The organism is Paenibacillus mobilis (genome assembly GCF_058267595.1).
This window is the reverse complement of record NZ_JBZCMS010000004.1, coordinates 141,974-165,408: the sequence shown is the minus strand read 5'-3', so window position 1 is coordinate 165,408 and position 23,435 is coordinate 141,974. Positions and strand designations below refer to the sequence as shown.

Annotated in this window: 22 protein-coding genes; 3 read left to right on the top strand and 19 right to left on the bottom strand. The window is 52.3% G+C overall.

The features are described from left to right. Positions 1–97: 97 nt before the first annotated feature. From AC3ZPD_RS09360 to AC3ZPD_RS09315, 10 genes are all read right to left on the bottom strand, one after another. On the bottom strand, positions 98–553 hold the full coding sequence (locus AC3ZPD_RS09360) for a cupin domain-containing protein (RefSeq protein ID WP_490984025.1): 456 nt from the start codon (positions 551–553) through the stop codon (positions 98–100). Positions 554–700: 147 nt separating this feature from the next. Next, positions 701–1,672 carry an ABC transporter ATP-binding protein gene (locus tag AC3ZPD_RS09355; protein WP_490984024.1) on the bottom strand — a complete coding sequence of 324 codons (972 nt, stop codon included), beginning with the start codon at positions 1,670–1,672 and terminating at the stop codon, positions 701–703. Between the two features lie 119 nt (positions 1,673–1,791). Continuing rightward, a complete protein-coding gene (locus tag AC3ZPD_RS09350; RefSeq protein WP_490984023.1) occupies positions 1,792–2,592 on the bottom strand; it encodes an ABC transporter permease in 801 nt (266 codons plus the stop codon). Beyond that, a complete protein-coding gene (locus AC3ZPD_RS09345) occupies positions 2,589–3,362 on the bottom strand; it encodes an ABC transporter permease (RefSeq protein WP_490984022.1) in 774 nt (257 codons plus the stop codon). The genes AC3ZPD_RS09350 and AC3ZPD_RS09345 overlap by 4 nt, the downstream gene beginning before the upstream one ends. A 174-nt stretch (positions 3,363–3,536) precedes the next feature. Continuing rightward, positions 3,537–5,195 (bottom strand): DUF4179 domain-containing protein, encoded by a 1,659-nt coding sequence (locus AC3ZPD_RS09340; RefSeq protein ID WP_490984021.1) that lies wholly within the window; start codon positions 5,193–5,195, stop codon positions 3,537–3,539. Further along, on the bottom strand, positions 5,182–5,712 hold the full coding sequence (locus AC3ZPD_RS09335) for an RNA polymerase sigma factor (RefSeq protein WP_490984020.1): 531 nt from the start codon (positions 5,710–5,712) through the stop codon (positions 5,182–5,184). Before AC3ZPD_RS09335 ends, AC3ZPD_RS09340 begins: the two co-directional genes overlap by 14 nt. Positions 5,713–6,017: 305 nt before the next feature. After that, entirely contained in the window at positions 6,018–7,277 is a 1,260-nt protein-coding gene (gene hflX, locus AC3ZPD_RS09330; protein ID WP_490984300.1) for a GTPase HflX, read from the bottom strand. A 598-nt stretch (positions 7,278–7,875) separates the two neighbouring features. After that, on the bottom strand, positions 7,876–9,789 hold the full coding sequence (locus AC3ZPD_RS09325; protein WP_490984019.1) for an ABC transporter ATP-binding protein: 1,914 nt from the start codon (positions 9,787–9,789) through the stop codon (positions 7,876–7,878). Continuing rightward, positions 9,770–11,611: an ABC transporter ATP-binding protein gene (locus tag AC3ZPD_RS09320; protein ID WP_490984018.1), complete on the bottom strand. Its 1,842-nt coding sequence runs from the start codon at positions 11,609–11,611 to the stop codon at positions 9,770–9,772. The genes AC3ZPD_RS09325 and AC3ZPD_RS09320 overlap by 20 nt, the downstream gene beginning before the upstream one ends. A gap of 3 nt (positions 11,612–11,614) precedes the next feature. After that, entirely contained in the window at positions 11,615–12,403 is a 789-nt protein-coding gene (locus AC3ZPD_RS09315) for an HAD family hydrolase (RefSeq protein ID WP_490984017.1), read from the bottom strand. 192 nt (positions 12,404–12,595) lie between these two features. Between AC3ZPD_RS09315 and AC3ZPD_RS09310 the strand changes: the two genes are divergently transcribed. Continuing rightward, on the top strand, positions 12,596–13,648 hold the full coding sequence (locus AC3ZPD_RS09310) for a hypothetical protein (RefSeq protein WP_490984016.1): 1,053 nt from the start codon (positions 12,596–12,598) through the stop codon (positions 13,646–13,648). 153 nt (positions 13,649–13,801) lie between these two features. After that, positions 13,802–14,401, top strand: coding sequence for a hypothetical protein (locus AC3ZPD_RS09305; RefSeq protein WP_490984015.1), 600 nt, complete (start codon positions 13,802–13,804; stop codon positions 14,399–14,401). 90 nt (positions 14,402–14,491) lie between these two features. On the opposite strand, the gene AC3ZPD_RS09300 is transcribed toward AC3ZPD_RS09305, so the two are convergent. From AC3ZPD_RS09300 to AC3ZPD_RS09290, 3 genes are all read right to left on the bottom strand, one after another. Further along, a complete protein-coding gene (locus tag AC3ZPD_RS09300; protein ID WP_490984014.1) occupies positions 14,492–15,058 on the bottom strand; it encodes an isochorismatase family protein in 567 nt (188 codons plus the stop codon). A 46-nt stretch (positions 15,059–15,104) separates the two neighbouring features. Continuing rightward, entirely contained in the window at positions 15,105–15,548 is a 444-nt protein-coding gene (locus tag AC3ZPD_RS09295; protein WP_490984013.1) for a MarR family winged helix-turn-helix transcriptional regulator, read from the bottom strand. A gap of 195 nt (positions 15,549–15,743) precedes the next feature. Further along, the gene (locus tag AC3ZPD_RS09290) at positions 15,744–16,739 is read right to left on the bottom strand and encodes a Gfo/Idh/MocA family protein (RefSeq protein WP_490984012.1); all 996 of its coding nucleotides are present in this window, start codon (positions 16,737–16,739) and stop codon (positions 15,744–15,746) included. Positions 16,740–16,938: 199 nt separating this feature from the next. Between AC3ZPD_RS09290 and AC3ZPD_RS09285 the strand changes: the two genes are divergently transcribed. Further along, complete coding sequence (locus AC3ZPD_RS09285) at positions 16,939–17,703, top strand: SGNH/GDSL hydrolase family protein (protein WP_490984011.1); 765 nt, start codon at positions 16,939–16,941, stop codon at positions 17,701–17,703. Positions 17,704–17,786: 83 nt separating this feature from the next. On the opposite strand, the gene AC3ZPD_RS09280 is transcribed toward AC3ZPD_RS09285, so the two are convergent. The 6 genes from AC3ZPD_RS09280 to AC3ZPD_RS09255 all read right to left on the bottom strand — a co-directional run bounded on the left by AC3ZPD_RS09280 (position 17,787) and on the right by AC3ZPD_RS09255 (position 23,165). Continuing rightward, positions 17,787–19,193 carry an MDR family MFS transporter gene (locus AC3ZPD_RS09280; RefSeq protein WP_490984010.1) on the bottom strand — a complete coding sequence of 469 codons (1,407 nt, stop codon included), beginning with the start codon at positions 19,191–19,193 and terminating at the stop codon, positions 17,787–17,789. A gap of 185 nt (positions 19,194–19,378) precedes the next feature. Next, a complete protein-coding gene (locus AC3ZPD_RS09275; RefSeq protein ID WP_490984009.1) occupies positions 19,379–19,846 on the bottom strand; it encodes a MarR family transcriptional regulator in 468 nt (155 codons plus the stop codon). Next, positions 19,839–20,432 carry an SLOG family protein gene (locus AC3ZPD_RS09270; protein ID WP_490984299.1) on the bottom strand — a complete coding sequence of 198 codons (594 nt, stop codon included), beginning with the start codon at positions 20,430–20,432 and terminating at the stop codon, positions 19,839–19,841. The genes AC3ZPD_RS09275 and AC3ZPD_RS09270 overlap by 8 nt, the downstream gene beginning before the upstream one ends. A gap of 220 nt (positions 20,433–20,652) precedes the next feature. Beyond that, entirely contained in the window at positions 20,653–21,504 is an 852-nt protein-coding gene (locus AC3ZPD_RS09265; protein ID WP_490984008.1) for a MetQ/NlpA family ABC transporter substrate-binding protein, read from the bottom strand. A 141-nt stretch (positions 21,505–21,645) separates the two neighbouring features. Beyond that, positions 21,646–22,308, bottom strand: coding sequence for a methionine ABC transporter permease (locus AC3ZPD_RS09260; RefSeq protein WP_490984298.1), 663 nt, complete (start codon positions 22,306–22,308; stop codon positions 21,646–21,648). 62 nt (positions 22,309–22,370) lie between these two features. Beyond that, on the bottom strand, positions 22,371–23,165 hold the full coding sequence (locus tag AC3ZPD_RS09255; RefSeq protein WP_490984007.1) for a methionine ABC transporter ATP-binding protein: 795 nt from the start codon (positions 23,163–23,165) through the stop codon (positions 22,371–22,373). Positions 23,166–23,435: the final 270 nt, after the last annotated feature.

Here is a 23,435-nt window from a genome sequence, read left to right as displayed (position 1 = left end):
AAAAGAGCCTTTGAACTGAAACGTTCAAAAGCTTGCAGCAAAGAAGCCAACCGCTTCCGGAATCGGATCGGGCTGGCTTCTTTTTGTACACTTTATCTTATTTCTTCTCCAGGCTGAAATCATCATAATGGAATCCCGGCGCTACCACGCAGGAGACGAATACCGGTTCGTCGCCGATTGGCCGGGCTGACTGCCAAACGCCTGCAGGCACAAGGGCCTGCGGGGTTTGACCGTTTGCAAGGTCCATACCCAGGATGATTTTCTGTCCGTCTTCCGGCGTTTCTCCGCTACCTCCCAGCGTCAGCTCCAGCGGACCGCCGGAGTGATACAGCCACAGCTCGTCAGACAACACCACGTGCCAGGCCGAGGTTTCGCCCGGATGAAGCAGGAAATAGATGGAGCTGGCTGCCGCACGGGCTCCTGAATATTTGGGCTTCAGAACTTCGTGCGGGATTTCAAAGGAAGACTTCCAAAGCTCCTTGAACCAGCCGCCTTCGACGTGCTGCTCCATATTTAAAGCTTTGACAAGCGGGGATAATGCTTTCTCGTTCATATCGTCTCTCCTGTTCTGTTCACTCATCTTCCCTCTACTATAAACAAACCGGGGGAACCGGGCAAGACAACGGACCTATTCAGCTTATGATCTGTGATTATGTGATTCTGTGATTTTTTAACTCTTAATTTTTAAATCCTTAAATTTCTAATAAACCCGGTGAATGACTTCCTCGAAATCGGGTTCTACCATCTCCACGTCTTCGATCTCTCCCCAGCTGGCCAGCTCACGAAGCACCTCCATCGTTTTGATGGCCTTCCGGTTGGCTTCAACGGTGACGACGCTGCCTTCCTTATAGGTGACGGTCAGCTTGGGATGGTCCAGCGCAGCAATATTCACTTCGCCGCGATAAGCGACTCTAAACCTCGTCGGCAGGCCGATTGTATCCCGCAGGGACTGCACCGTGCCGTCAAAGGAGAGCTCCCCATTCCCGATCACCATAACCCGGCTGCACAGCTGCTCGATATCATCCATATCATGAGTGGTCAGCAGAACCGTTTTGCCAAACTCGGCATTCAGCACCTTCAGAAATTGGCGGATTTCACGTTTGGCATTGACGTCCAGCCCGATCGTCGGCTCGTCCAGAAACAGCAAATCCGGATCGTGAAGCAGCGCGGCGGCCAGATCGGCCCGCATCCTTTGTCCCAGCGACAGCTTGCGGACCGGCGTCAGCCAGAATTCCTCAAGGTCCAGTAAGGCTGCAAACTGCGCCAGCCGGCTTTGCTTGAGCGTCTCCTCCACGCCGTACATTTTGGCGAGAATGTCATAGGAATCCTTGACCGGAAGGTCCCACCACAGCTGGCTGCGCTGTCCGAACACGACTCCGAGCCGCCGAACGGCCCTTTTCCGTTCCCGGTGCGGGTTGATTCCGCCCAGCAGCACCTCCCCGCCTGTAGGATGAAGGATGCCGGTCAGCATCTTGATCGTTGTCGATTTACCGGCGCCGTTAGGGCCGATATACCCGACAAATTCGCCGGATTCAATGTTAAAGCTGATATCCTTAACGGCTTCCTTAATTCGGTAATCTCGGGCGAATAAAGTCCGCAGTCCGGCAAAACGCCCCTCACGCACCACCGGGGTTTTGAATTGTTTGTTTAAATGTCTGGCTTCTATACGCATGGTTCATCCTCCTTCACGGATACCTTTTATAGGATTGCTTCATATTTATTGTCCGCGTTGTCCCCCGGCCGCTTCTCCGCCCTTTTGTCTTTCGGCCGCCCGGAGGACATACGCTGCCGTCAACTTCCGGTGCTTTGATATTTCGTCAGCCCAAACCGCCAGAACAGCAGACTCAGCAGCAGAAAAAGAACCGCACCCAAACCCGTCAGACCAACGGCCCACAGGCCTAATTCACCCCGCAGAATGTATAAGGAAGGCATGTAGTTGACCAAGCCAACCGGAATTATGGTCAGCAGAAGACCGGACAGCCACTTCGGATAAAGAGTCAGCGGATATTGCGCGGCGGCTCTGGCCGCGTCTTCGGTCAGATTTTGCAGCTCGGAAATCCGTGTCGTCCAGAAGCCCAATGCCGCCGTCGCAAGTCCAATGGCAAACAAAATTCCCGCTCCAGCCACGATAATAAACATTGTCAAAGGGATGGCCGCCCAGCCAATCTGCCCGCTGCGCATCAAACCGATGAACGCCCAAACCAGGACAAAGCCGCCCTGCAGCACTTCACCGATCATCAGGCGAAACCCTTGCGGCATTAAGGCCAAGAGGACAGGCAGCGGCCGGATCAGCACGCCGTCCAGGTCCCCGCTCGCCAAATATTTTTCCAAATGATGCACTTCATCTCCCAGAGTCCGGTAGAGCGTCCTCGCCAAGGTCAACACGGCATACAAATAGCCGATTTCATAAAGCGACCAGCCCTTGATTTCCCCGAACTTATACAGCACGATAGCGACCATCAGAAATTCATTAATCTGGACGATTGCCGCCATCAGCGAACCGAATACGAAATTAAATTTATACTGCATCCGGCTCCGCAGCGTTGTCAGGATCAGCAGCTTATAAACAGATAACCAGGACTCGCTTCTCATCCGCCCTGTACCTCCACTTTTTGCCGCAGCGATCTAGTAACCGACAGGCAGAGGAAGGTCATCAGCAGACACCAAAACAAGGTTCCCCACAGCAGAGAACCACCACCTAATCCCAGATATAATCGCGAAGGAACATAAAGCAGATAAGGGTAAGGGGATAACCAGGCAATCCCGGCCAGCCAGTCCGGAAGCCATTCCAGCGGCACAAAAAAGCCGGATAACAGATTGCTCAGACTGTAATTGCCCCAATACAGCCAATTCGATTCTGTCGTCCAGAGCGCAGTGACGCCTATTAAATAGTTGATGCAGATCGACATATAAGCTGCTCCGATCAGACCAAGCAGACTTAAAGCCCCTTGGAAAAACTGCGGGAGACTTAAATGGAACAGGAAGAAATAGAGAGTAAAGATTGGAAGGGATTTGTAAATAAACTGGTAGGCAAGCTGCCCCCATTCCCGGGCCATCAGGTGGCTGAATAAATGGACCGGCCTCATCAGATCCAGCGAGATCTGGCCTGTCCTGACCGACTGGGGAATCCCAAGCCCGTTTGATGTAAAAGTTGTAATCCATAAGGCGGCCTGATTAAAGGCAATGTAGGCCACCATGCCCTGCACACCGTATTCGCCTAAGCTATGATCCTGTCCCAGACCGATCCAAAGGCTGGCGTACAAAAATCCGAATGCGGCGCTTGCCACGTTGTGAAACAGATGCGCGCCCCTAAATTGCAAATTGCGGGCGTAGGCTTTGGAAGCCAAAGTCAAATAAAGCATGTGGAGCACCTCCGATAAGTGTTGGTGACGGCTGATCCGTCTACTTCAGACAAGGGCAATTATGAGAAGGATTCGATCATACCAGAATGTTCCAAGGGAGGCAACGACTATTTTCATCTGAATAAATAAAAGAGACGGCGGACAAACGGTGTCCGGATCCGTCTCTTTGGAAATTTATTTCTTTTGCTTGTTCGTCAGCTCGATAGATACTTCTTTTTCCGGCTCCTCGTCCGTGTAAGCCCAAGGGTAGATAACGGCTGAATCCTTCGTAAACTGAGCATAACGGTCGACTCCTTGGCTACTGCCGTCACCCGAAAACTGAACCTTATAAGGTTTCCCGTAATTTCGTTTGCCGTCCTCCAGCATATAGGTTTGATTTATCCCTCCAAAGTTAGGATCATCGCTTGCACTAACCACATACAGGTCTCCGTCTTTCAGGTAATAAGTCCAGTGAACGGTATATCCGCCGAGGAGGGTATCCAGCGTTCTTGCCTGCTCGCTGATTGACTCCAGCTTAATCGGATCAAAAGGGTCATCATAAGTGTTCACTTTATGGCGAGCTATGAGAGTTATATTGGAATCACTGTTCACTTGCAGGTCAGGTGGAATTTCAAAACGCAGATCCGCCTCCGACGGATTATCCCCCGTCCATACTCCCCCTTCAAGCCGGGTTCCATTAACGTCAAGCTCGTAGAGGTTATAGGGAAGACGGACAATCTTGTTATTCCGGGCAATGCTTACTCTAATTTGCGTCGGGGTCATCACCAATTCTTTCAAATAACTGCCCTTTTCCAATCCGGCAAATGGAAGATTTAAAGCTCTAGTATTAGTTGCTGCAAGCATTTTTCTTTTATCTAATTTGAGTTCAATATTCAACGGATGATTCATGCTGCCAGATTCTCTATTATAGGCAAGCACATAGGATTTGGCCTCCTTCAGGTCGGACAGGTTATAGAACTGTTCCGAGGTATAGGCCCCATTCTCATCAGGTGTCCCGTAAATGCCTGGCGAACTTTCCTTGATGGTACGACCGGATGATTCATACACCTTAAGTCGTGGATCGGCATAACCCCGCACATCATCCTGGGTAAAGGTGAGCGAAGTTGAGAAAGTCAGCTTATCTTTGGAGTCGAGCATTGTGTTGACCTTAAACCGGCCCAATCCATCCTTATTCAGATTAAATTGTCCGGAACCTGTTCGTGTGGGGTCTAACGGAACCTGCTTTTCCACGGAATCCAACATCTGGATTCCGTCAATTACAAAATGAACGTCAGCTTGTGCGGATGTCGGTGTCCAGTCGGTTTCAAAATAACCTTTATATTTCCCTTCATTTTGATCAAGCACTTGAGAATACCTTCCTTCAATCTGGTTCCCCTGTTCATCTTTCAGTGCAATTGAGGTGAAGTTTAACAGATCCCACTTGTAGTCTCCAGCATCCAACGTATATAAAATAAAGGTCCGGTTTTCATCGGTAAAAGCGGTATCCAAGGTCAGGGTCACCCCTTGTACCGTTAGGGTCTGCCCCAGTTCCTGGCCTAACCCTTGCTCTATTGCCCTTTGTATTCCTTCACGTCCTTGAAGAATTTGATTCCAGTCGTAACGAACTGCAGCATATACTGGAGCAGAAAGAAGCACTACCGCGGCGGCTCCGAGCAAAAGCGGCTTTTTGATTCTTCTTCCATGTCCAAAGTTTGATTTTCTTCCCTCCTCATGAAGAAAAGGGCAACGCTCCTTATCCAGACGAATTTCATTCCACATCCGGTCAAAGTCGGGATAGGGAATTTGAGAATCACCCTTTAGTTGTTCAGAAATTGTATTTTCAGTAAGCTTCATGGTTAACTTCCCCTTTCTGCTTATAAATGTGTTCTTGTTTATCCACCTTTTTCCGTAACAGCCGGATACCCTTAAACAACCTCGATTTAACCGTTCCTGTAGGAATTTCAAGTATTGCGGCAATCTCGGACAGGCTTAGCTCATTCATATATCGCAGCAGAATGACCGTGCGGATCTTCTCTGGTAATTCCGTGATGATTTCTCTCCATGCTGCCGTTTCCTCCCGCTGAACAGCCGTTTTGTCTGCCGCGTCTCCGGTCTTTTGCGCCACTTCCGCCAACTGACGCTTTTCTCTGCGTTTCATCGCCCGCTCTTTCTTTAAGTAATTCAGGCAGTGGTTTACTGTAATTCGCATCAACCAAGTTTTGGGATAGCTGACCTTCCTCCAATCCTGCCGAAAAACCGTAATAAACACATCTTGGCAAACATCCTCAGCGTCCTGAGCATGATGCAGCAAATAATAGCAGGTCCGGTACACCTCTTTACTATAGGTTTCAAACAGTTCCTTTTCCGTCAAAAGCCAACCTCCTTCCTTAGCAATTCACTTCGATCTGTTCATCTTTATAAACAATACTAAAGGTTGAAAAGTTCATTTGACAGTAATCAAGGTGATTACCGCTCACCTTTTTCAAGCAGGTGAAAAGAGCACAGCTTATCCGGGTCTGCATGGATCGTTTCATTTTTTACAATGAAGAGAAAAACTACGTAAACAGCAATAAGACAGACTTTTCAAGAAAGGGTAATATGGACTTCTCCTGCTAAAGCTCATCTTTATTTTCCAAACATAAAAAAACACGACCTTTTAAAGGGCCGTGTCCTCAATTACACCACATACTGCTGATATTTCTCAAAATCCTTCCTCCGGGCCTCCAGCCGCAGCCGAGTACCCTCATTCTCATATTCCGTCTCCAACACATTTGCGTGTTCATTGAAATAAGAAACGACTGCCCCCTGGTCATAAGGGATCAGCATTTCGCAGGTTACGTAATCCTTGAATATCTGTTTTTTGATCAGGTCTACCAGCTCGGCGATGCCTGTTCTCGGTTTTGCCGCCATGTAAATGGCGTTGTCTTCAATCTTCGGAATTTCGGCTCCGGCAAGATCGCCTTTGTTGTAAGCCATAAGCGTCGGAATATCCTTCACGCCGATGTCCTTCAGCGTCTGTTCGGTGATCTGGATCATCTGCTCATATTTCGGGTTGGCATAATCCACCACGTGAACCAGAAGATCGGCCTCCGCTACTTCCTCCAGCGTAGAGCGGAATGCTTTGATCAAATGGTGCGGCAGCTTGCTGACAAACCCGACGGTATCCGTCAGCAGGAACGATTTGTTATCCGGCAGCTCGATGCTGCGGACGGACGTTTCCAGCGTGGCGAACAGCATGTTTTTCTCGAAAACCTGTTTGCCTTCTCCCCCGCCAAACGTTTCGAGCAGCGCGTTCATCACCGTGGATTTGCCCGCATTGGTATAGCCGACCAGAGCAACCACCGGAATTTCGTTGCGCTTTCGCTGTTTACGCTGGATTTGGCGCTGGGCGACCACCACTTCAAGCTCCTTAGACAGGGCGCTGATTTTCTCTTCGATCCGCCGGCGGTCCAGCTCCAGCCGGGTTTCTCCGGCGCCCCTGTTTTTCGTGCCTACGCCGCCGCTTTGGCGGCCCAGCGATTCGCGCAGGCCGATCAGGCGCGGCAGCATGTACTGCAGCTGTGCCACTTCCACCTGAAGCTGGGCCTCGCGCGTTTTAGCCCGCTGTTCAAATATATCCAGAATAAGAATCGTCCGGTCGATGACTTTGCAATCCAGATCGGACTCCAGGTTCCGGATCTGGGACGGGGAAAGCTCATCGTTAAAGATGACCAGATTGGCTTCGAGTTTGTTGAACAGATCGCGCACTTCCTCCACTTTCCCGGTGCCGATATAATGCGATTTATTGATTTTCTCCATATTTTGCGTCAGCTCGGCAACCACTTCCACTTCACAAGCCGCTGCCAGATTCGCAAGCTCTTCCATTGAATAATCGAAATCCGGCTGGTTGTTCAAATTAACGCCGACGAGAATGGCCTTTTGCTCCTGAATTTCCATCATAAATCCTCTACCTCCGTTTTATCCAAACCGGGAAGGGCTGCCCCATACAAAGGGGGCCTGCCGCGGTTCAGGCAGCTTCTGCCGCAAGATTCAATTTGTTGTCTGCAGGGTTTCCCTGCTCCATCTCAGTTCCTGCCTGGCATGGATACGAACGGAAAAAACCTAACCCTATTGTGCCCGGTCTGAATCGCCTGATTCCGTGAATCACTGAGCCGGAAGAAACAACTGGGCGCATACCTCGGCGCACAAAAAAAGAGGGCGCTGTTGTCCGCCCCCTTTAAAGAAGCCGCGAATCCGGCAGCCGTTTAAGCTGCCGAATGATGCGTCCCTCTATTCCGGTTTACGTACATATGCAGACCAATCCCGTTCGTCCCGCCGTCCAGGCAGGAACTTTGAGCTCTATTCAATTAGATGCACAAAGCGTCGTTACGCAAACGGATAAAGTTCCACATCGCTTCGCAAACCCTCCGATCCTTAGAATTGTTTTTACCTTACCATAAAACGCCAACCTGCACAAACGAGCAAACAACCTAAATTGTTTTTGCCCCGGCGATGCTTCCAAGTAAGGCTGATCCTGCTATACGTTCCAAGATTCCTAGAATTCCTGCAGCTGTTCCTCCAGCCTTCCGTGATACAGGCTGCTGTAAAATCCGCCTTTCGCCAGCAGTTCCTCATGAGACCCCTGCTCGATAAGCCGCCCTTCCTTCAGCACCAGAATTTTGTCGGCCTGCCGGATCGTATTCAGCCGGTGGGCGATGACAAAGCTGGTCCGCCCCTGCATCAGACGCTGCAACCCCTCCTGAATTTTCAGCTCCGTCACCGTATCGATGCTGCTTGTCGCTTCATCCAGCACCAGCAACGCCGGATTCGACAAAATTGCCCGGGCAATAGCGAGCAGCTGTTTTTGCCCCTGGCTGATTCCGCTTCCGCCTACGTCCAGCTTTTTATCGTAGCCGCCGGGCAGCCGGGCGATAAAACCATGCGCATTGGCCAATTTGGCCGCCTCTTCGACTTCCTCGTCCGTGGCATCCAGACGGCCGAAACGGATATTTTCGCGGATCGTTCCCTGGAACAGAAAGGAATCCTGCAGCACAAAAGCCATCTGCGAACGCAGGCTTTCCCGCTGGATAGACCGGATGTCCCGTCCGTCCAGCGTTACGGTGCCGGCTGTTGCATCATAGAAGCGGGACAACAGCTGAATCAGCGTTGTTTTTCCCGCTCCCGTCGGGCCGACCAGCGCGATCATTTCGCCCGGCTTGGCCTCAAAGGTAATGTCGGACAACGTATCGCCGCCCTCCTCGTAAGAGAAGCCGACCTGGGAAAAAGAAACGGCACCCTCTACCCGGCTAACCGGCTCAGCCTGCCCTTCATCCTGCGACTCCACTTCCTCGTCGATGACCTCAAACACACGCTCCGCACCGGCGATGGCCGAAAGCAGCGTGTTCCACTGGTTGGCCAAATCATTAAGCGGCCGGGTAAACTGCCGGGCGTATTCGACAAACACAATGATCACCCCGACCGTAATGGCCCCCCGGATCGCCAAAATCCCGCCCATGCCCGCAACGATCGCAAAACTCAGGTTGTTCAGGCCGTTCATCAGCTTCGGAATAAATCCGGAGATCGTCTGGGCCCAGAAACCCGAATAACGGATGGCGTCGTTGCGTTCACGAAATCCGCGGATGACTTTTTCCTCCTGGGAAAAAGCTTTGATGATTCGCTGGCCGGACAGCGTCTCTTCGATAAAGCCGTTCAGTTCGCCGAGGCTGCGCTGCCGGGCTTTATAAAGCGGCCCCGTGCGGCGCGTAATCCACCGCATGCCCAGCATCATGAGCGGAACAACGATAAAGGTGAGCAACGTAAGCAGCGGACTGAGGAAAAGCATGACGCCTAAAGTGCCAACCAAGATGAGCACGCTGGAAAATAATTGGATTGCGGAGCTGTTCAGCGTTGAGCTGACATTTTCCACGTCGTTCGTCAGGCGGCTCATGATTTCGCCCTGCTGCCTTTTGCCGAAGAAAGGGATCGGAAGCCGGTGCAGGTGAGAGAACAAATCATACCGCATACGGAATACCGTCTCCTGGGCAATCTCGATCATCCAGATGTTCTGCAGCCAGGAGGTCAGGGAAAACAGGAAATAAACCACGCTGAGACCTATTAGAAACTTCACCCATTGGCCGCCGCCCGAACCTTCAAGATAATGGTCGACTGCAACTCCGATCATATAGGGTCCAAGCAGGGACAAAGCCGAGCTGAACAAGACCATAAGCAGCACCAGCATCAGCTTCAGCTTGCGTTTGGCTAAATACAGCCAGATCCGGCCCAGCGTGGCGGACCAGTTTTTCGGTTTGGCTTTCGGCTTCCGTCCGGAGGCTGCCCTGGCGCCGCCAGCAGATCTTGGGCCTCTACCTCCGCCTCCTGCGCCCGATTCCGTTCCATCTTCTTCAGTCCGGCCAGCCGGTTCCAGCTTCGGATAAGGATGCCTGAACGGCTCAGTGAAGGTTTTGAACATGCGCTGCTCCCTCCCCTTGAAGTAATGCTGCAGGCTCGTCGTCGCCAACCGGCAGCTGGTTCTGCGATTCGCAGATCCGCCGGTACAGCGAGGAGGAAACCAGCAGCTCCTCGTGTTTCCCTTTGGCGATCAGCCTGCCCTCATCCAGCAGCAAAATCAGATCGGCGGACCGGGTGGAGCTGATCTTTTGCGTGATGAGGAAGGTCGTGCACGACAATTCCTCCAGCGCGCCGAGCAGCGCCGCTTCCGTCCGCAAATCGAGCGCGCTGGTGCTGTCGTCAAGAATCAGGATCGCCGGCTCCCGGACCAAAGCACGCGCGATTGATAACCGCTGCTTTTGTCCGCCCGATAAATTGATGCCTCTTTGGCCCAGCATCGTGTCGTAGCCCTGGGGCAGCTTTTCGATCGTTTCGTGAATTTGCGCGCGTTTCGCCGCCAGGCGGATCTGCTCCATCGAAGCGTCTTCGCGCCCCCAGGCGATATTGTCGCGGATCGTGCCGCTGAACAGCACGATTTCCTGCGGCACGTAACCGATCGCTTGGCGGAGGGCGGAAGCGTCCAACGCGGACAACTCCTCTCCGTCAATGAGCACGCTGCCGCCGGACGGCTCGTGCAGGGCCGGAATCAGCTGCACCAGGGAAGATTTGCCCGAGCCCGTCGCTCCCATAATCGCGATTGTCTGCCCCGGTTCGGCGGTAAACGAAAGATGCTCCAGCACCTCCATGTCGCTGTCGGCATAACGGAAGCTGACGTCCCTGAACTCGACTTTGCCTTTGAGGCCCGTGCCCGAAATTTTCCGGCTTTCGGCATCCGCCGTTTTTAAGCCTTTCCCCCTGTTATCTGGAGAAGCAGGCTCTCCTATCGCAAACGCAGTATCGCCGCTTTCCGTTCCGAGCACCTCTCCGACCCGCTGCGCGGAAGCCCCCGCCCGGGAATAAGAAGCCATAATCCAGGACAACGCCGATAAAGCTCCCGTAACGCGCAGCGAATAATTGATGACGGCTACCGTCTCGCCGACGGTGGCGCTGCCTGTGGAGATATCCAGCCGGCCAAACCACAACACGGTGATAACCGCAGCATTAATCATCAGCAGGATAACCGGCGTAGTGGTCTCCGTCAGCCGCAAGGCCTTAACCGTGTCGGCCATCAGGCGGGAAGCGACCCCGGCGAAACGCTCCACCTCATGCCCCATCCGGACGAACACCCGGATCAGCCGGATGCCGGTCAGATTTTCCTGAATGACGCCGTTCACCTCGTCCAGCCTGCGCTGGGCTTTACGGAATTGAGCCGTCGTCGCTCTCATCATAAAAAAGGCAAAAACCAGCAGCAGCGGCACAATGACCGTCAGGAACAAACCAAGCTTCAGGTTGACGACCATCGCCATAATCATGCTTCCCGCCACCACCAGCGGCACGCGCGTCGCAAACCGCAGGCTCATGAAAATCATGTCCTGCAGCACCGTCGTATCGCCGGTAAGCCGGGTAATCAGTGAGGATTCCGCAAACCGGCCGAAGATCGAATAGGAAAAAGACTGGACCTTGGTATACAGCCGGTCGCGCAGATCAAAAGCAAAACCCTGGCTCGTATGCGAAGCGAAAAAGGAACTTGAAACGCCGGCTATAAACGCCACCACGGCGCTGACTACCAGCACGCCTCCCCACAGCCAGACCACGGAGAGCTGCTGGGGGCGGATGCCCTCATCGATGATTTTGGAAATCAGATAGGGCTGAATCAGCTCCACCGCAAGTTCGGCCATCATCATGACAAGGGCGGAAATGGCCGCGACCCGATATTTTTTGAGATAAGAAAAAAGGAAAGCCATCGGTTACCCCTCCCCTTGCCCGGAGCCGAGCAGAATGCGGCTGATCTCCGCGTAACTGGCCGCCACATGATGCGGCTGCAAGACGGACTCCGGTTCGGCGCCACGGTGGTTAAACCAGATGGAGGTCCAGCCCGCGCCCAGGCTGCCTGCCACATCATTCCGCCAGGAATCGCCGATATAAATGCTGTGCTCCGGTTTTGTGCCCGTAGACCGGTTGACGTGAGCAAACAAGGCCCGATCCGGTTTAGCGATGCCCACAACGCCGGACACAAAAATCCTCTGCCCCGGGATTACGTTATGCACGTTAAGCGCGTGAAGCTTTTTCATCTGATGCGGTCCAGCCCCGTTTGTAATCAGGCCCACAATATGCCCCTGCTGCTTCAAGGCCCCGATCAGCTCCATCGCCCCTTCAAAAGGCCGGATGGAGAACTGCTTCGACAGATAAGCAGCCTGCAACTGCTCCGCCTGTCTCTCCGTGATGGATACCCCTAAATCCGCCAGCATCAATCTAAAACGTTTCCGCTGCATGTTTGCCACCTTCTCTTTGTCCGGCACGGCGGAAAGATCCTCCTGATCGGACAGCAAGTCGCTGTAATAACGGAACAGATAATAAGCGCGATCATGGGGAAAATCGTCCGGCAGCTGAAGCGCCTCCGTCAGGGCTTCGCGCAGGGGGATTAAATGATCGTATAAGGTATCGTCAACGTCCAGAAAAACCGCTGTTTTGGAGCTCTCGTCCCCGGCAGCTCCAGACGAGCGGAATGCAGCCGGAAACCGCTGTTTATCCTTCATATGAAAGTCCGTCCTTTCCAGGTTAATGGCTCCGAAATGCCGTTAGTCCTAAGTATAACACGGGTTATAGGCGATCGACATTTTCAGCCTTGTTTCGGCATTTTTTCGGCCACAACGGTATACAAAAAACGCCAAACTCTTTAGTATGTAGAATGTAAGAACTTTTTTTGTAAAATATTAGGAGGAGATGAATTGGAAAACTCAGACCAGCGATTCAGAAACCAGGGAGCCTTTGACTCCAGCCAGCATGAAAGCAGCAACAACAGCAGCATAGAAAGCGAAGCAAGCAGCAGTCAAATAAGAAAGGGCCCGGTACTTGACCCTGGAAACGGGCGTGCCGATTCGGCCACAAAGCCTTCTCAGCTTTTACAAAACATACATACGTCCATTAACGATAGGTCCATCAGCGAAACCGCCTCTTCAGCCGAACGGCCCCCGGCGGGCACCCCAAGTGTCTCCGATAAACGGGACCACTATGTCTTTCCGAGAGTGGCCCATCCCACGGAAACCGCTAGGAATTCAAGCTTAAGCCAGCAGCGGCAATCTCCAGCCGAGGGCCAGCCGGGCTCTCGCTCAAGATATGGAACCGGATCCATTCCTTTGCCTGGCAGCCAGGACGCCGGGGCGGACCGGAAGCAGCAGGCGGCCGAGGCCGGCAAAAGGTACCTGGGTTATTTTCTCGGCCTGCTGGCCAAACCCTATCAAACCGCCCGCTCTGTCAACGAATCCCATATGCCGCATGGACTGATTACGATGATCCTGATCACGGTATTGTCGGCTTTGTTTTTTGTCATCCGGCTGGCGCCGCTAAATATGTCCTTCGGGACTACGTTTATCAAGCCGCTATGGCTGATGGCATTGACTTTGGCTGCAGCGGCCATCCTGACTGCCGGGCTGTTAAAGCTGACAGGTGCGGAAAACCGTTGGCAGATGTCCGTTTCCAGGTTCGGAGCCCTGCTGGTTCCGGCGGCAGCTTCCGTGCTGCTGGCCGACCTCAGCGCGCTGCTTACGCTGTACGGGCTGTCTTATCTCTTTTTTCTGGCAGCTGTGTTATTTCTTATTTTGGCTATTAATGTGGTTTTGCTCAACCATCCGCTTTCCGTGCTTTCGATCGGTAAACTGGACGGGGTTTACAGCCTGTTTATCGTCAACGCGGTGACATTTTATTTAATTTATACGACGTTGTATTCCACGCTGCTCAGCGCCGTCCGCGCTTTGTTCGGCGGCATCATGAGCCTTTTTTAATAAAGGTCCGGCAAGCCTGAATCCGGCATCGTTAGTACCGGCCGGTCTCCCGGGGCCATCGCTTTTCCCGGCAGCTGTGTTATAATCACAGTCGAATCGGCAGCAGCAGGCGTGCAAGGCATGCTATGAAAACTTCGAAAGGCTGGATCCCTCATGTTAACTTTTGAGCAAAAACTGGAAATCCTTGAATCTTTCCCCGAGCTGGAGCGCAGAAACGTCTCCCTCAAGCGGGTTAACTTCCATTACGAGCAAAGCGTGCACGACAAAAAGACGGTGGCTTTCCACCTCCATCCAAACGGAAACGGATTTATTTACGCCGGCCTCTTGGAGGGGTATGAAACCGATGATAAAGGCTTCGTGAACATCCGCGACTATTCGGAAGCGGCCCTCCGGGAGCTGGTGGAAAAATCCATCCGTTCCCTTTCCACAGGCAGCAGTCCTTCCGGCGCAGCGAACGTACCAGGTGCGGATGGTGCGGTTAGTGCCGCAGGCGCCTCCAGTGAGACAGCTGCGTCCGCCAAGCGGGCGGTAGACCCGGGTTCCTCACCGGCTCCGTCCGCCGAATCTGCTTCGTTCCAACCGCAAACTTCAGGCGGCATCTGGACCAATGACGAAGGCCAAACGCTGACGCTGAAATATGAAGACGACCTGTGGTATATCTACTCCGGACCTAATCTGGAAATGGCCTTCGAAACCCGCGAAGAAGCCGGGGAGTATTTGGCGGAGGAAGGTTTTTCGCCCCAGAAAGGATAAACGGGGATACCGTGATTTGGAAAAAGCCCTAAAAAAGGACCGGGAAAGTCGCCTGACGGCGAGGTTTCCCGGTCTTTTTTTACAGCCCTCTTATTCCTGCGACTGGGCCAAAAATTGTTCCGTCGTTCTGATTTTGCCGATGCGCGGGAAGATGTATTTCACGGTCGCGTCATGCTGCTCCTGGCTGAAGGTCTTCATGGCATCCGTCACGAAAATCTGGTTATAGCCGTGCTGAAAGGCTTCCCTTGCAGTGCTTTCCACCCCGATGTTGGTAGCGATACCGCCCAGCACGATCGTATCGATTCCGCGGCGGCGGAGCTGCAGGTCCAGATCGGTACCGAAAAATGCCCCCCACTGGCGTTTCGTTACTACGTAATCGCTTGGGCCTACTTCAAGTTCGGGCGAAAATTCCGCAAAATCCGCCGGACGTTCGCCCGCCGGTGCAGCCGGCTGATCGGTAAGCGGCTGAAGCATATCTTTGCCGTCATGGAAGCCGACGTTAACGAAGGCGATAAACCCGTTATTTTTCCGGAACAGCTTGACCAGCCGCTCCGCCTGGTTGACTACTTCCTGGCCGTCCGACATCTGCACGATGCCCTTCTGCAGGTCAATCAGCACCAAAGCCGTTTTGCTAAAATCCAAATTCAATTCGTTCATCTTGTTTCCTCCTTATTCTATGTGCGGCCCATGGCCCTGTTTTTTGTTATTTCCGGCGCTTATATTCATCGATCGTCCGGTTCAAGCGAGTCAGCAGGGAAGAAAAGGTCTCCAATTCGTCATCCGTCCAATCCTGCAGCAGCACGTTGTACGATTCCTTCCGCTTGCGGCGGGCCTGGGCAAGGGCTTCGGTTCCCGATGCCGTAACCCCGATCAGGCTGATCCGGGCATCATCCGGACTTGGCGTGCGGTGCACCCAGCCTTTATGCTCAAGCGCGGCAATTTGCCGGCTGATCGTCGAATTATCGAGATGAAAAGCTTCGGCGATCGCTCCGATAGCTGCCGGTCCGTCTTTCTCCAGCCACTTCAGCAGCAGGTATCCCGACCGGTCCATGGACGTTTCCGAGCCGTCGAGCGTACGTTTAAAGTCGGCACGGCGCAGCATGGCGATGACTTCATGTTCAATCTCTTCCACATATCTTGTTCGCATAAGCTCTCCCTTCAAGCCTATTTATCTGTATCATACAATCTTTTATATGTATAATACAACTTTCTTGAAAAATGGCTGTATCCTTGGATAGTTAAACATCTGCATAGGAAAACCGCCCTTTTCGCTACAAACGGTGCTGTAGGCAAGGACGGTTTCCGTTTTGCGCAACTTAAGAATCAGGACTTCGTCAGGCCTTTATTCGTTCGGGTATTTAAGTCCCCACTGTCCCCGGAGCTCATCCAGCAGCTTCATCAGCTTCAGCGATTCGTCCAGCGAAATGATTTCGCTTTCCTGTTTGCCTGCCAGCAGGTATTCGCCAACCGCCTCGGCTTCAAAATTGTATCCGTGGGTTTCGCGGTCGTCCTTCACCGTTTCGGTTTCTTCCCCGTTGACATAAAGGGTAGCCGTTTTGGTGCTCAGGAAAGAAGGAATGCGGATATATCCCTCGGTTCCGTAAATGATGGCTTCGTTTGGCATGCCGACGCGCACGCCCCCGCTCAGCAGCGCGGACTTGCCGCTTCCATAATCGAGCAGGATCGAGAAATGTTCATCCACGCCGGTTTCGCCGATATGGGCGGTGCTGTGGACCTTTTCCGGAGAAGGCCCCAGAACCATCGAAGCGAAGGAAACCGGGTAAATTCCCGCATCCAGCAGCGCTCCGCCGCCAAGCCCGCGGTTCAGCAGCCGGTGCTGCGGATTCCAGTCCGCTTTAAAGCCGAATTCCGCTTTCACGATTTTTACTTCGCCAATTCGTCCCTCGGCAATCCATTCCCTTACTTTGCGGATCGGAGGCAGAAAACGGGTCCACATCGCTTCCATCAGAAACAAGCCTTTGTCTTTCGCCAGGTCGATCATTTCCTGCAGTTCCCCGCTGTTGATCGTAAAAGGTTTCTCGCACAATACCGCTTTGCCCGCACGAAGGCAGGTTAACGTATTTTCCTTATGAAAAGGATGAGGCGTTCCTATGTAAATGACATCGATGTCCGGGTCTTGAACCAATTCCTCATAACTGCCGTACGCCTTCGGAATGCCAAATTTTTCGGCAAACGCTGAAGCGCTTTCCAAAGTCCGTGAACCAACCGCCACACATTCCCCGTTAGTCACATGAGCCAAGTCCTCCACAAACATCTCGGCAATCCAGCCCGTGCTTAAAATGCCCCATCTGATCTTCTTTTGCTCGGTTTGTGCCATTCGTCTATCCCTCCCGATCCCTATTGGTAAGTTGCTGCCTGTCATTCGGTTCTATTCTATCACCATAATGAAAGATTGGAAATTTCAAAATTGGAAACCTTTTCAGTCTCTTTATTCCCGCCCTCCTTGCTTGCTCTTCGCGTTTCGGCTGGATTACAATAAATATAGAAGCTTTCTAACGGATAAAGGGGTGAATATCATGCGGGAAAACGATACGTTTGTTCCTTCAATGGACAGCGGCGATCCGAAATACATCGTCAGCGGCGATTCCATTTCCAAAGGAGTCGTGTACGACGAGGACCGGAGCAAATATGTGATTTTAGAGGAGAATTACGTCTCTTTACTGCAGGAGAAAATTAGGGGTGCCGTCCGCAATACGGCCAAATTCGGCAACACCTTGATGAAAGGCATCACAAGCCTGAAGAAAGATATTTCAAAGGACAAGCCGAATATTGTGCTGATCGAATACGGCGGCAACGATTGCGATTTCAACTGGCAGGAGATCGCGGCCGATCCGGATGCCGAGCATAGCCCGAAAACGGACTTCAACCTGTTTGAGCGCATGCTGACCGAAACGATTGAATACCTGCGCAGCCAGCAGATCACCCCGATTTTGATGAACCTGCCTCCGCTGAACGCGGACAATTATTTCAAATGGGTCAGCGGCAGCAATCCGGCAGCCGAAAGCAACATCATGAAATGGCTCGGCAGCGTCACCAAAATTTATTGGTGGCAGGAACGCTACAACTCTACTATTTTCAAAGTTTCGGAGCTGACCAAAACCAAGATGATCGACGTCCGGAGCGCTTTTCTCGCTCATCCTGATTACACCCAATTTCTGTGCGTGGACGGCATACATCCGAATAAGGACGGACACCGGATTATCTGCGACAAGGTGCTGGAGTTTCTGCGGAGCAATTACAACCATCTGCTGCAGCCGGGCATGAAGGAAAATCTTAGTTAGCCCCCTAACCAAAGCCTTCTCGGTACATCGCTAAAGGAATACAAAAAAGGAACCTGCGTCCGAAGGTTTGAGCGCAGGTTTTTTTACGCCTTTTTATGGGTGAGAAACAGTCCCGGAATAAAAACGAGGGCAAGGACAACAGCAGAAACTAAAAATCCGGCATGATAACCTTTTAAGCCGCTTGAGACTGTTGGCTGCAGGCCTTGCGCGGCAGCTGCGACAACGGTTGCGATCAAAGCGGAGCCGAAGCTTGAACCCAGGTTTTCAATGATATTTATTCCCACTCCGGCTTCCGGAAGCTGTTTGCCGTCAAGTCCCGTATAGGCGTCGCTCGTAAGCGGAAGCATAATTCCCCCAAAGCTGGTCCCCCGGATGAACAACAGGATGGAAATCCAGATCAGGTTTGTCTGATCGGTGATCAAGATCAGCGGCACGGATCCGATCAGGGAAATCACAAGGCTGCCTATAACCACGTATTTTGCGCCGTGCTTGTCAATCATTTTTCCGATCAGCGGCCTCGTAACAAGCATCCCTGCGCCTTGCGGAATCAATGCGAGCGCAGCTTCGATGGCCGTAAAATGGCGGAGGTTTTCGAAAAACAACGGCAGGATTAACATCGGGCCCATCACGGCTATATTCGCCAGGAACAAACTGATGCTGGATGCCGTAAAACTCCTGTGCGCGAACAAATTCAGCGGCAGTACGGTCCGGTCTTTTCTGATCCGGTTATATCCGATGTAAATGATGCCTAAAGCAAGGCCGGTACCCACCCATAACAGGGTTTCGCTGTTGGTAAATGAAGTATGATCCGCTGCTTTCGTAATTCCGTAGATCAATGCCGCGCTCATTAAGGACAAATTAATGATCCCGAACAGATCGAATCCGCTGTCTTTGTTGAACGGTTCAAAGTCCGGAATCCTTTTCATAATAAGCGGCGCGGCAATCAAAACGATGAACACGTTGATGAAAAAAATCCAATGCCAAGACACGCTTTGAACGATGAATCCCCCGATTACAGGTCCCAGGATCGGGCCGAAAATCATAGGCGTGCTGACGATCGCCATCACTTTCCCCAGATTTTCCCGGCCTGCCGTTTTAACCAGCAGCGTTGACATTAGCGGGGTAATAATCCCGGCACTGAAGCCTTGAAGCAGCCGGAAAAAGATAAAGCTGGAAACGTTCCAGCTCAGGCCGGCAAGAACGGAAGTTACGCCAAAGGCAATGACGGCGCCGACGAACACTTTTTTACCGTTAAATCTGTTCATAAGCCAGCCGGATACCGGAACGGCTATCGCAAGCGCTAAAACATAACCCGAAACGGCCCATTGGATGGCAGCCAAGGTCGTATTAAAATCCTTGTTAAGTTGATCGATGGCGATGTTCACCATCGTGGAGTCCAGCATGGGGGCAATGGCTCCCAGCGCAATAGCCCAGGCTGCCATAAGGATTTCTTTGGGTAATCCTTGTTCTTTTATTTGAGGTTTAGTCATTTTATTCTCCTCTCGGTATTACTCTTTGTTTCCTAGTCAACTAAACATTAACGCAATTTAGTTTCCTTGTCAACAAAATAACAGACACAAAAAAGCAGCCTGCTCTGGAAGAGCCCGGCTGCCTGGGATTCTTTTTCCTGATTCGGTTGATTCGTTCGATTCGGTTGATTCGGTCTAATTCCGACTTAATTCATCTCTATCCCCTGTTTCTTTATTTCCGCATCCAAATGTCTGCTGTACTTGTCGATGAACCTAAGCAGACTGTCGTATTGCTCCTCGGTTACCTGCTCAAATACGGCTTTATCCCGCTCTTGAAACTCTTTGTGCAGCTTCTCGTGGATATGATAGATCCCTTTCCCTTTTTCAGTAAGCCTAAAATAGATTTCTTTTTTGTTGTCCGGCTTCTGGTAGCTTTCGATCAGACCTTTTTCCATAAGTTTCTTGGTTAGCTTGCTGATGGCGCCTTTGGTCATATAAAAAGATTCCGCAAGTTTGGTCACGTTTGAATCTGCATGGGTTCCCATGTATTCGATGCAGTGCACTTCGGAAGGTTTATAACCTTTAAGACTGTTTTCCATCTTCATTTTGTTAAGCCAAACCATCTTGTTGAATAAGTCCCGGAATTCTATCAAGACCTGTTCTTGTTTATTCACGGCCTGTCCCCCCTTCATACGCATCATCCCATTCGGGCCCGTCCAGCCTGGCCTCATTCACGACGCTTTCAATATCTTCCGCACTGATCGTGATCACCGGATAATCTTCTTCCCCTTGTTTCTTGAGAGCCTTCAGTTTGATGTATTTAGGGCTGGCTTCGCCGGCGTCTTCGTCGTAAACAAGCAGCAGGCCGTCGGTTTTGCGCAGCAGCAAATCGTCCCGGGCGGTCAGCTGCCAAACGCCGTTGTAAGGCTGTTTGCTGACCGCGCCGTAATAATCGACCTGCTCCGTGATCTGCCGGAAATACGCCTGTTTGTCCTCCTTCCAGTTCTCATCCGGGTTCGCGTAAGCGGCAAGGATCGAACACTTGAGTGCGGGATAACTTTCCCGCAGCTCTATGGCCGCTTCGCAGGCCCAGAGGTCAACGCCGTATTGCCCGGGGGTAATGACCCATTCCAGGCCATCCTCCAGCAGCGGGATCAATTTATTCCTAATAGCTTGTTTAATAAACGGAATGCCTTCATGTTTCTGATTAAAAATATTCAGCTCATGCGCGCGGTAGCCGGTAACGAGCAGGTTTTTCATGTCTTCCATAACCTCCGGTCCAGGGTTCCACTCATTATAGTACATTCCCGGGCAAGAGGAAATGACAACCGGCTAAACCGTAAAACCGGAGGTCAGGGTACGCAGGCGCTGCTCCTTGATTTCTCAGGAACGTGTCTTTGGCTGTAAGGAAAACGCACTCTTCTGCATAAAAAAAATCCCCGACCCTCTGCCGGGTGGCAGGAGCCGGGAATCACCCCGCTTAAAATGCAGGAATGGCAATATCTGAGTAATTGTCTTCGAGAAACTTCTTCACTTCAGGACCGGAGATCGCTTTCGCCAATTTCTGAATGGCGTCCGAATCCTTGTTGTCTTCGCGCGCTACCAGCGTGATGGCAAATTCGGAGTCGTCTTTGCCTTCTTTGATCAGCGCGTCTTTGGTTGGCGTCAAGCCGACCGGTTTCGCGTAAGCCGGCGTCATCAGCACCAGGTCCGCATCGTCCAGCATACGGGCGAGCATCAGCAGATCCACTTCCTGGAATTTGAATTTATGCGGGTTCTCCACGATATCCGCTTGGGTGGAGTTGATGCCCGTTCCTTCTTTTAATTTAATAAGTCCGGCTACGTCCAGCATGTTCAGGGAACGGCCGATGTTGGACGGATCGTTAGCGATCACGATAGTTGCGCCGTCCGGAAGGTCTTCGATTTTTTTGTAACGTTTGGAGTAAGCGCCGTAAACGGCGTTATATACCGGCTGCACGGCAACCAGGTTTGCCTTTTTGCTTTCATTGTACTGTTCCATGTAAGGAACGTGCTGGAAAAAGTTCGCGTCCACTTCCTTGTTGGCCAGCGCGTCGTTCGGCTGTACGTTGTCGGAAAGCACAACCTGCTGCAAATTGACGCCTTCTTCCTTCAGAATTGGCGTGACGATATCCAAAATATCCGTCATTGGCGGAATCAACGTAGCGACCTTCAAATTCACTTCCTGGCCTTTCCCCTCCGAAGCCGGAGCGGATGACGCCGCATTGCCGGCATTGTTATCTTTTTTCCCGCAGCCTGCAGCGGCCAAAGCCAGCACAAGCGTCAGCGAAAGCAATCCCATTTTTCTGAACATGTAAAACCCAACCTCTCTTCTAAATAAATGCCTTACGTGATGCTGCCGCACAAGCGGCTGTATTTGAAACGCGGCGAACCGCGAAGTGCATCCAAATCGTAACGGCCAGCGCAACGGCCAGCCCCCCCTTTATCCTCCGCTTCAGCGTTTATCCAGCCAGGCAGCCAGCCGGCTCCCCGCAAACTGCACGGCCTGCACCAAAATAATCATCAGAATGATAATAAAAACCGTAATGTCCATCTCATAACGCTGGTAGCCATAGCGGATCGCAAAATCCCCGACCCCGCCGCCTCCAACGATCCCCACCACCGTAGAGTAGGAAATAAAGCTGATCGTGGAGGAGGTAAGCCCCAGCACCAGGCCGGAGCGGGCTTCCGGATACAAAAACTTTAAAATGATCTGAAGCCTGGAAGATCCCATAGATCTTGCCGCTTCAATGACGCCGCGCGGAATTTCGAGCAGCGACTGCTCGGCCAGCCTGGCGTAATGAGCGATGGCCACGATGGCCAGCGGAACGGAAGCGGCGATCGTCCCGATCGCAGTGCCGACCAGCAGGCGAGTAAACGGAATGAGAAACACGACCAGCAGCAGAAAGGGAAACGAACGGATAATGTTGACCAGCGTGTTCGTAACAACCGACACCGTACGGTTCTCATACATTTGGCCGCGGCGGGACAAATACAGCAGCGTGCCGACCGGCAGGCCGAGGAGAATGGCCGCGGCGAGCGAAATGCCCACCATCTCAAACGTTTGGCCGATCGACTTCCAAATCTCCGTCTGGTATTGGACCAGTTTATCGTACAGGGACAAGTCGGCCGAAGCCAGGCCGGAAGTAAAGGGCAGCGTCCGAAAATCAAACCCTTCTGTCATTTTCGCTCACCGTCCTTCCCAAGCAGCTGTTCACGGTAACTGGCCGGAGGGGGAAATGAAATCTCGTCGTAAGCATAAACGCCTTCTCCGTTTAAGCCTGCCCTCCGCTGCGGAAGCGCAAACCGGTCGGTCAGACGGCCGCCCTCCATCACCGATACCTCGTCGCAGAGCCGCCGCACGACCTCCATCTCGTGAGTCACGATTACAATGGTTACGCCAAGGCTCCGGTTAATCCTCCAAAGCACGCTCAGGATATCCGCCGTGGTACGCGGATCCAGGGACGAGGTCGGTTCGTCGCAGAGCAGCACCTTCGGGTTATGCGCCAGCGCCCGGGCGATCGCCACCCGCTGCTTCTGCCCGCCGCTCAGGCCGGCCGGATATTGGCGCGCTTTATCGGTCAGGCCCGTAATGGCCAGGCATTCCTCCGCGCGAAGAGCTCTCTGCTTCTTCGGCACGCCCGCCAGCTCCAGCGGCATCTCCACGTTGCGGGCGACGGTCCGGTTATGCAGCAGGTTAAATTGCTGAAAAATCATGCCGGATTGCCGGCGGATATCCCGCAGCTGCTGCTCCGTCATGCCGGTCAGCTCGCGGCTATCGAACCAGACCTGCCCGGCGTCCGGCCGCTCCAGCATGTTCATCATGCGAAGCAGCGTCGATTTTCCGGCCCCGCTTTCCCCGATGATGCCGTGAATGCTGCCGGGATATATGTCCAGGGATACGTCCTGAACGGCCGAAAAGGCCTCTTGTCCGGGAATCCCATAGGTTTTGCCGACGTGTTTAAGCGAAATCATGTCCTGCTCCGCCTTTCCCACAGGGTGTGATTTTTATTGTATTACCATTATTATATATCTGTTATAGTTTATAATCCTCAGCAATTATAGTTCATTTTGTCCACTGTGTCATTATTTCTTGTGTATTGATTCCCGGGATATCGTATGCAAAACCGCGGAAAAACCGCCCAAAACGCAGCACCAGCGCGCTTTAGGCGGTTATTTTCAACGCTTTAAAATTTTATGGACCAGGGGAGAGGTACGGGCGATGGTTGCAAACGAGAATGAAGT

Excerpts from the sequence above, each read along its gene's own strand:
- AC3ZPD_RS09360 (WP_490984025.1), bottom strand. The coding sequence starts at position 553 with ATGAACGAGAAAGCATTATCCCCGCTTGTCAAAGCTTTAAATATGGAG.
- AC3ZPD_RS09355 (WP_490984024.1), bottom strand. The coding sequence starts at position 1,672 with ATGCGTATAGAAGCCAGACATTTAAACAAACAATTCAAAACCCCGGTG.
- AC3ZPD_RS09350 (WP_490984023.1), bottom strand. The coding sequence starts at position 2,592 with ATGAGAAGCGAGTCCTGGTTATCTGTTTATAAGCTGCTGATCCTGACA.
- AC3ZPD_RS09345 (WP_490984022.1), bottom strand. The coding sequence starts at position 3,362 with ATGCTTTATTTGACTTTGGCTTCCAAAGCCTACGCCCGCAATTTGCAA.
- AC3ZPD_RS09340 (WP_490984021.1), bottom strand. The coding sequence starts at position 5,195 with ATGAAGCTTACTGAAAATACAATTTCTGAACAACTAAAGGGTGATTCT.
- hflX (WP_490984300.1), bottom strand. The coding sequence starts at position 7,277 with ATGGAAATTCAGGAGCAAAAGGCCATTCTCGTCGGCGTTAATTTGAAC.
- AC3ZPD_RS09325 (WP_490984019.1), bottom strand. The coding sequence starts at position 9,789 with ATGTTCAAAACCTTCACTGAGCCGTTCAGGCATCCTTATCCGAAGCTG.
- AC3ZPD_RS09320 (WP_490984018.1), bottom strand. The coding sequence starts at position 11,611 with ATGGCTTTCCTTTTTTCTTATCTCAAAAAATATCGGGTCGCGGCCATT.
- AC3ZPD_RS09315 (WP_490984017.1), bottom strand. The coding sequence starts at position 12,403 with ATGAAGGATAAACAGCGGTTTCCGGCTGCATTCCGCTCGTCTGGAGCT.
- AC3ZPD_RS09305 (WP_490984015.1), top strand. The coding sequence starts at position 13,802 with ATGTTAACTTTTGAGCAAAAACTGGAAATCCTTGAATCTTTCCCCGAG.
- AC3ZPD_RS09300 (WP_490984014.1), bottom strand. The coding sequence starts at position 15,058 with ATGAACGAATTGAATTTGGATTTTAGCAAAACGGCTTTGGTGCTGATT.
- AC3ZPD_RS09295 (WP_490984013.1), bottom strand. The coding sequence starts at position 15,548 with ATGCGAACAAGATATGTGGAAGAGATTGAACATGAAGTCATCGCCATG.
- AC3ZPD_RS09290 (WP_490984012.1), bottom strand. The coding sequence starts at position 16,739 with ATGGCACAAACCGAGCAAAAGAAGATCAGATGGGGCATTTTAAGCACG.
- AC3ZPD_RS09285 (WP_490984011.1), top strand. The coding sequence starts at position 16,939 with ATGCGGGAAAACGATACGTTTGTTCCTTCAATGGACAGCGGCGATCCG.
- AC3ZPD_RS09280 (WP_490984010.1), bottom strand. The coding sequence starts at position 19,193 with ATGACTAAACCTCAAATAAAAGAACAAGGATTACCCAAAGAAATCCTT.
- AC3ZPD_RS09270 (WP_490984299.1), bottom strand. The coding sequence starts at position 20,432 with ATGAAAAACCTGCTCGTTACCGGCTACCGCGCGCATGAGCTGAATATT.
- AC3ZPD_RS09265 (WP_490984008.1), bottom strand. The coding sequence starts at position 21,504 with ATGTTCAGAAAAATGGGATTGCTTTCGCTGACGCTTGTGCTGGCTTTG.
- AC3ZPD_RS09255 (WP_490984007.1), bottom strand. The coding sequence starts at position 23,165 with ATGATTTCGCTTAAACACGTCGGCAAAACCTATGGGATTCCCGGACAA.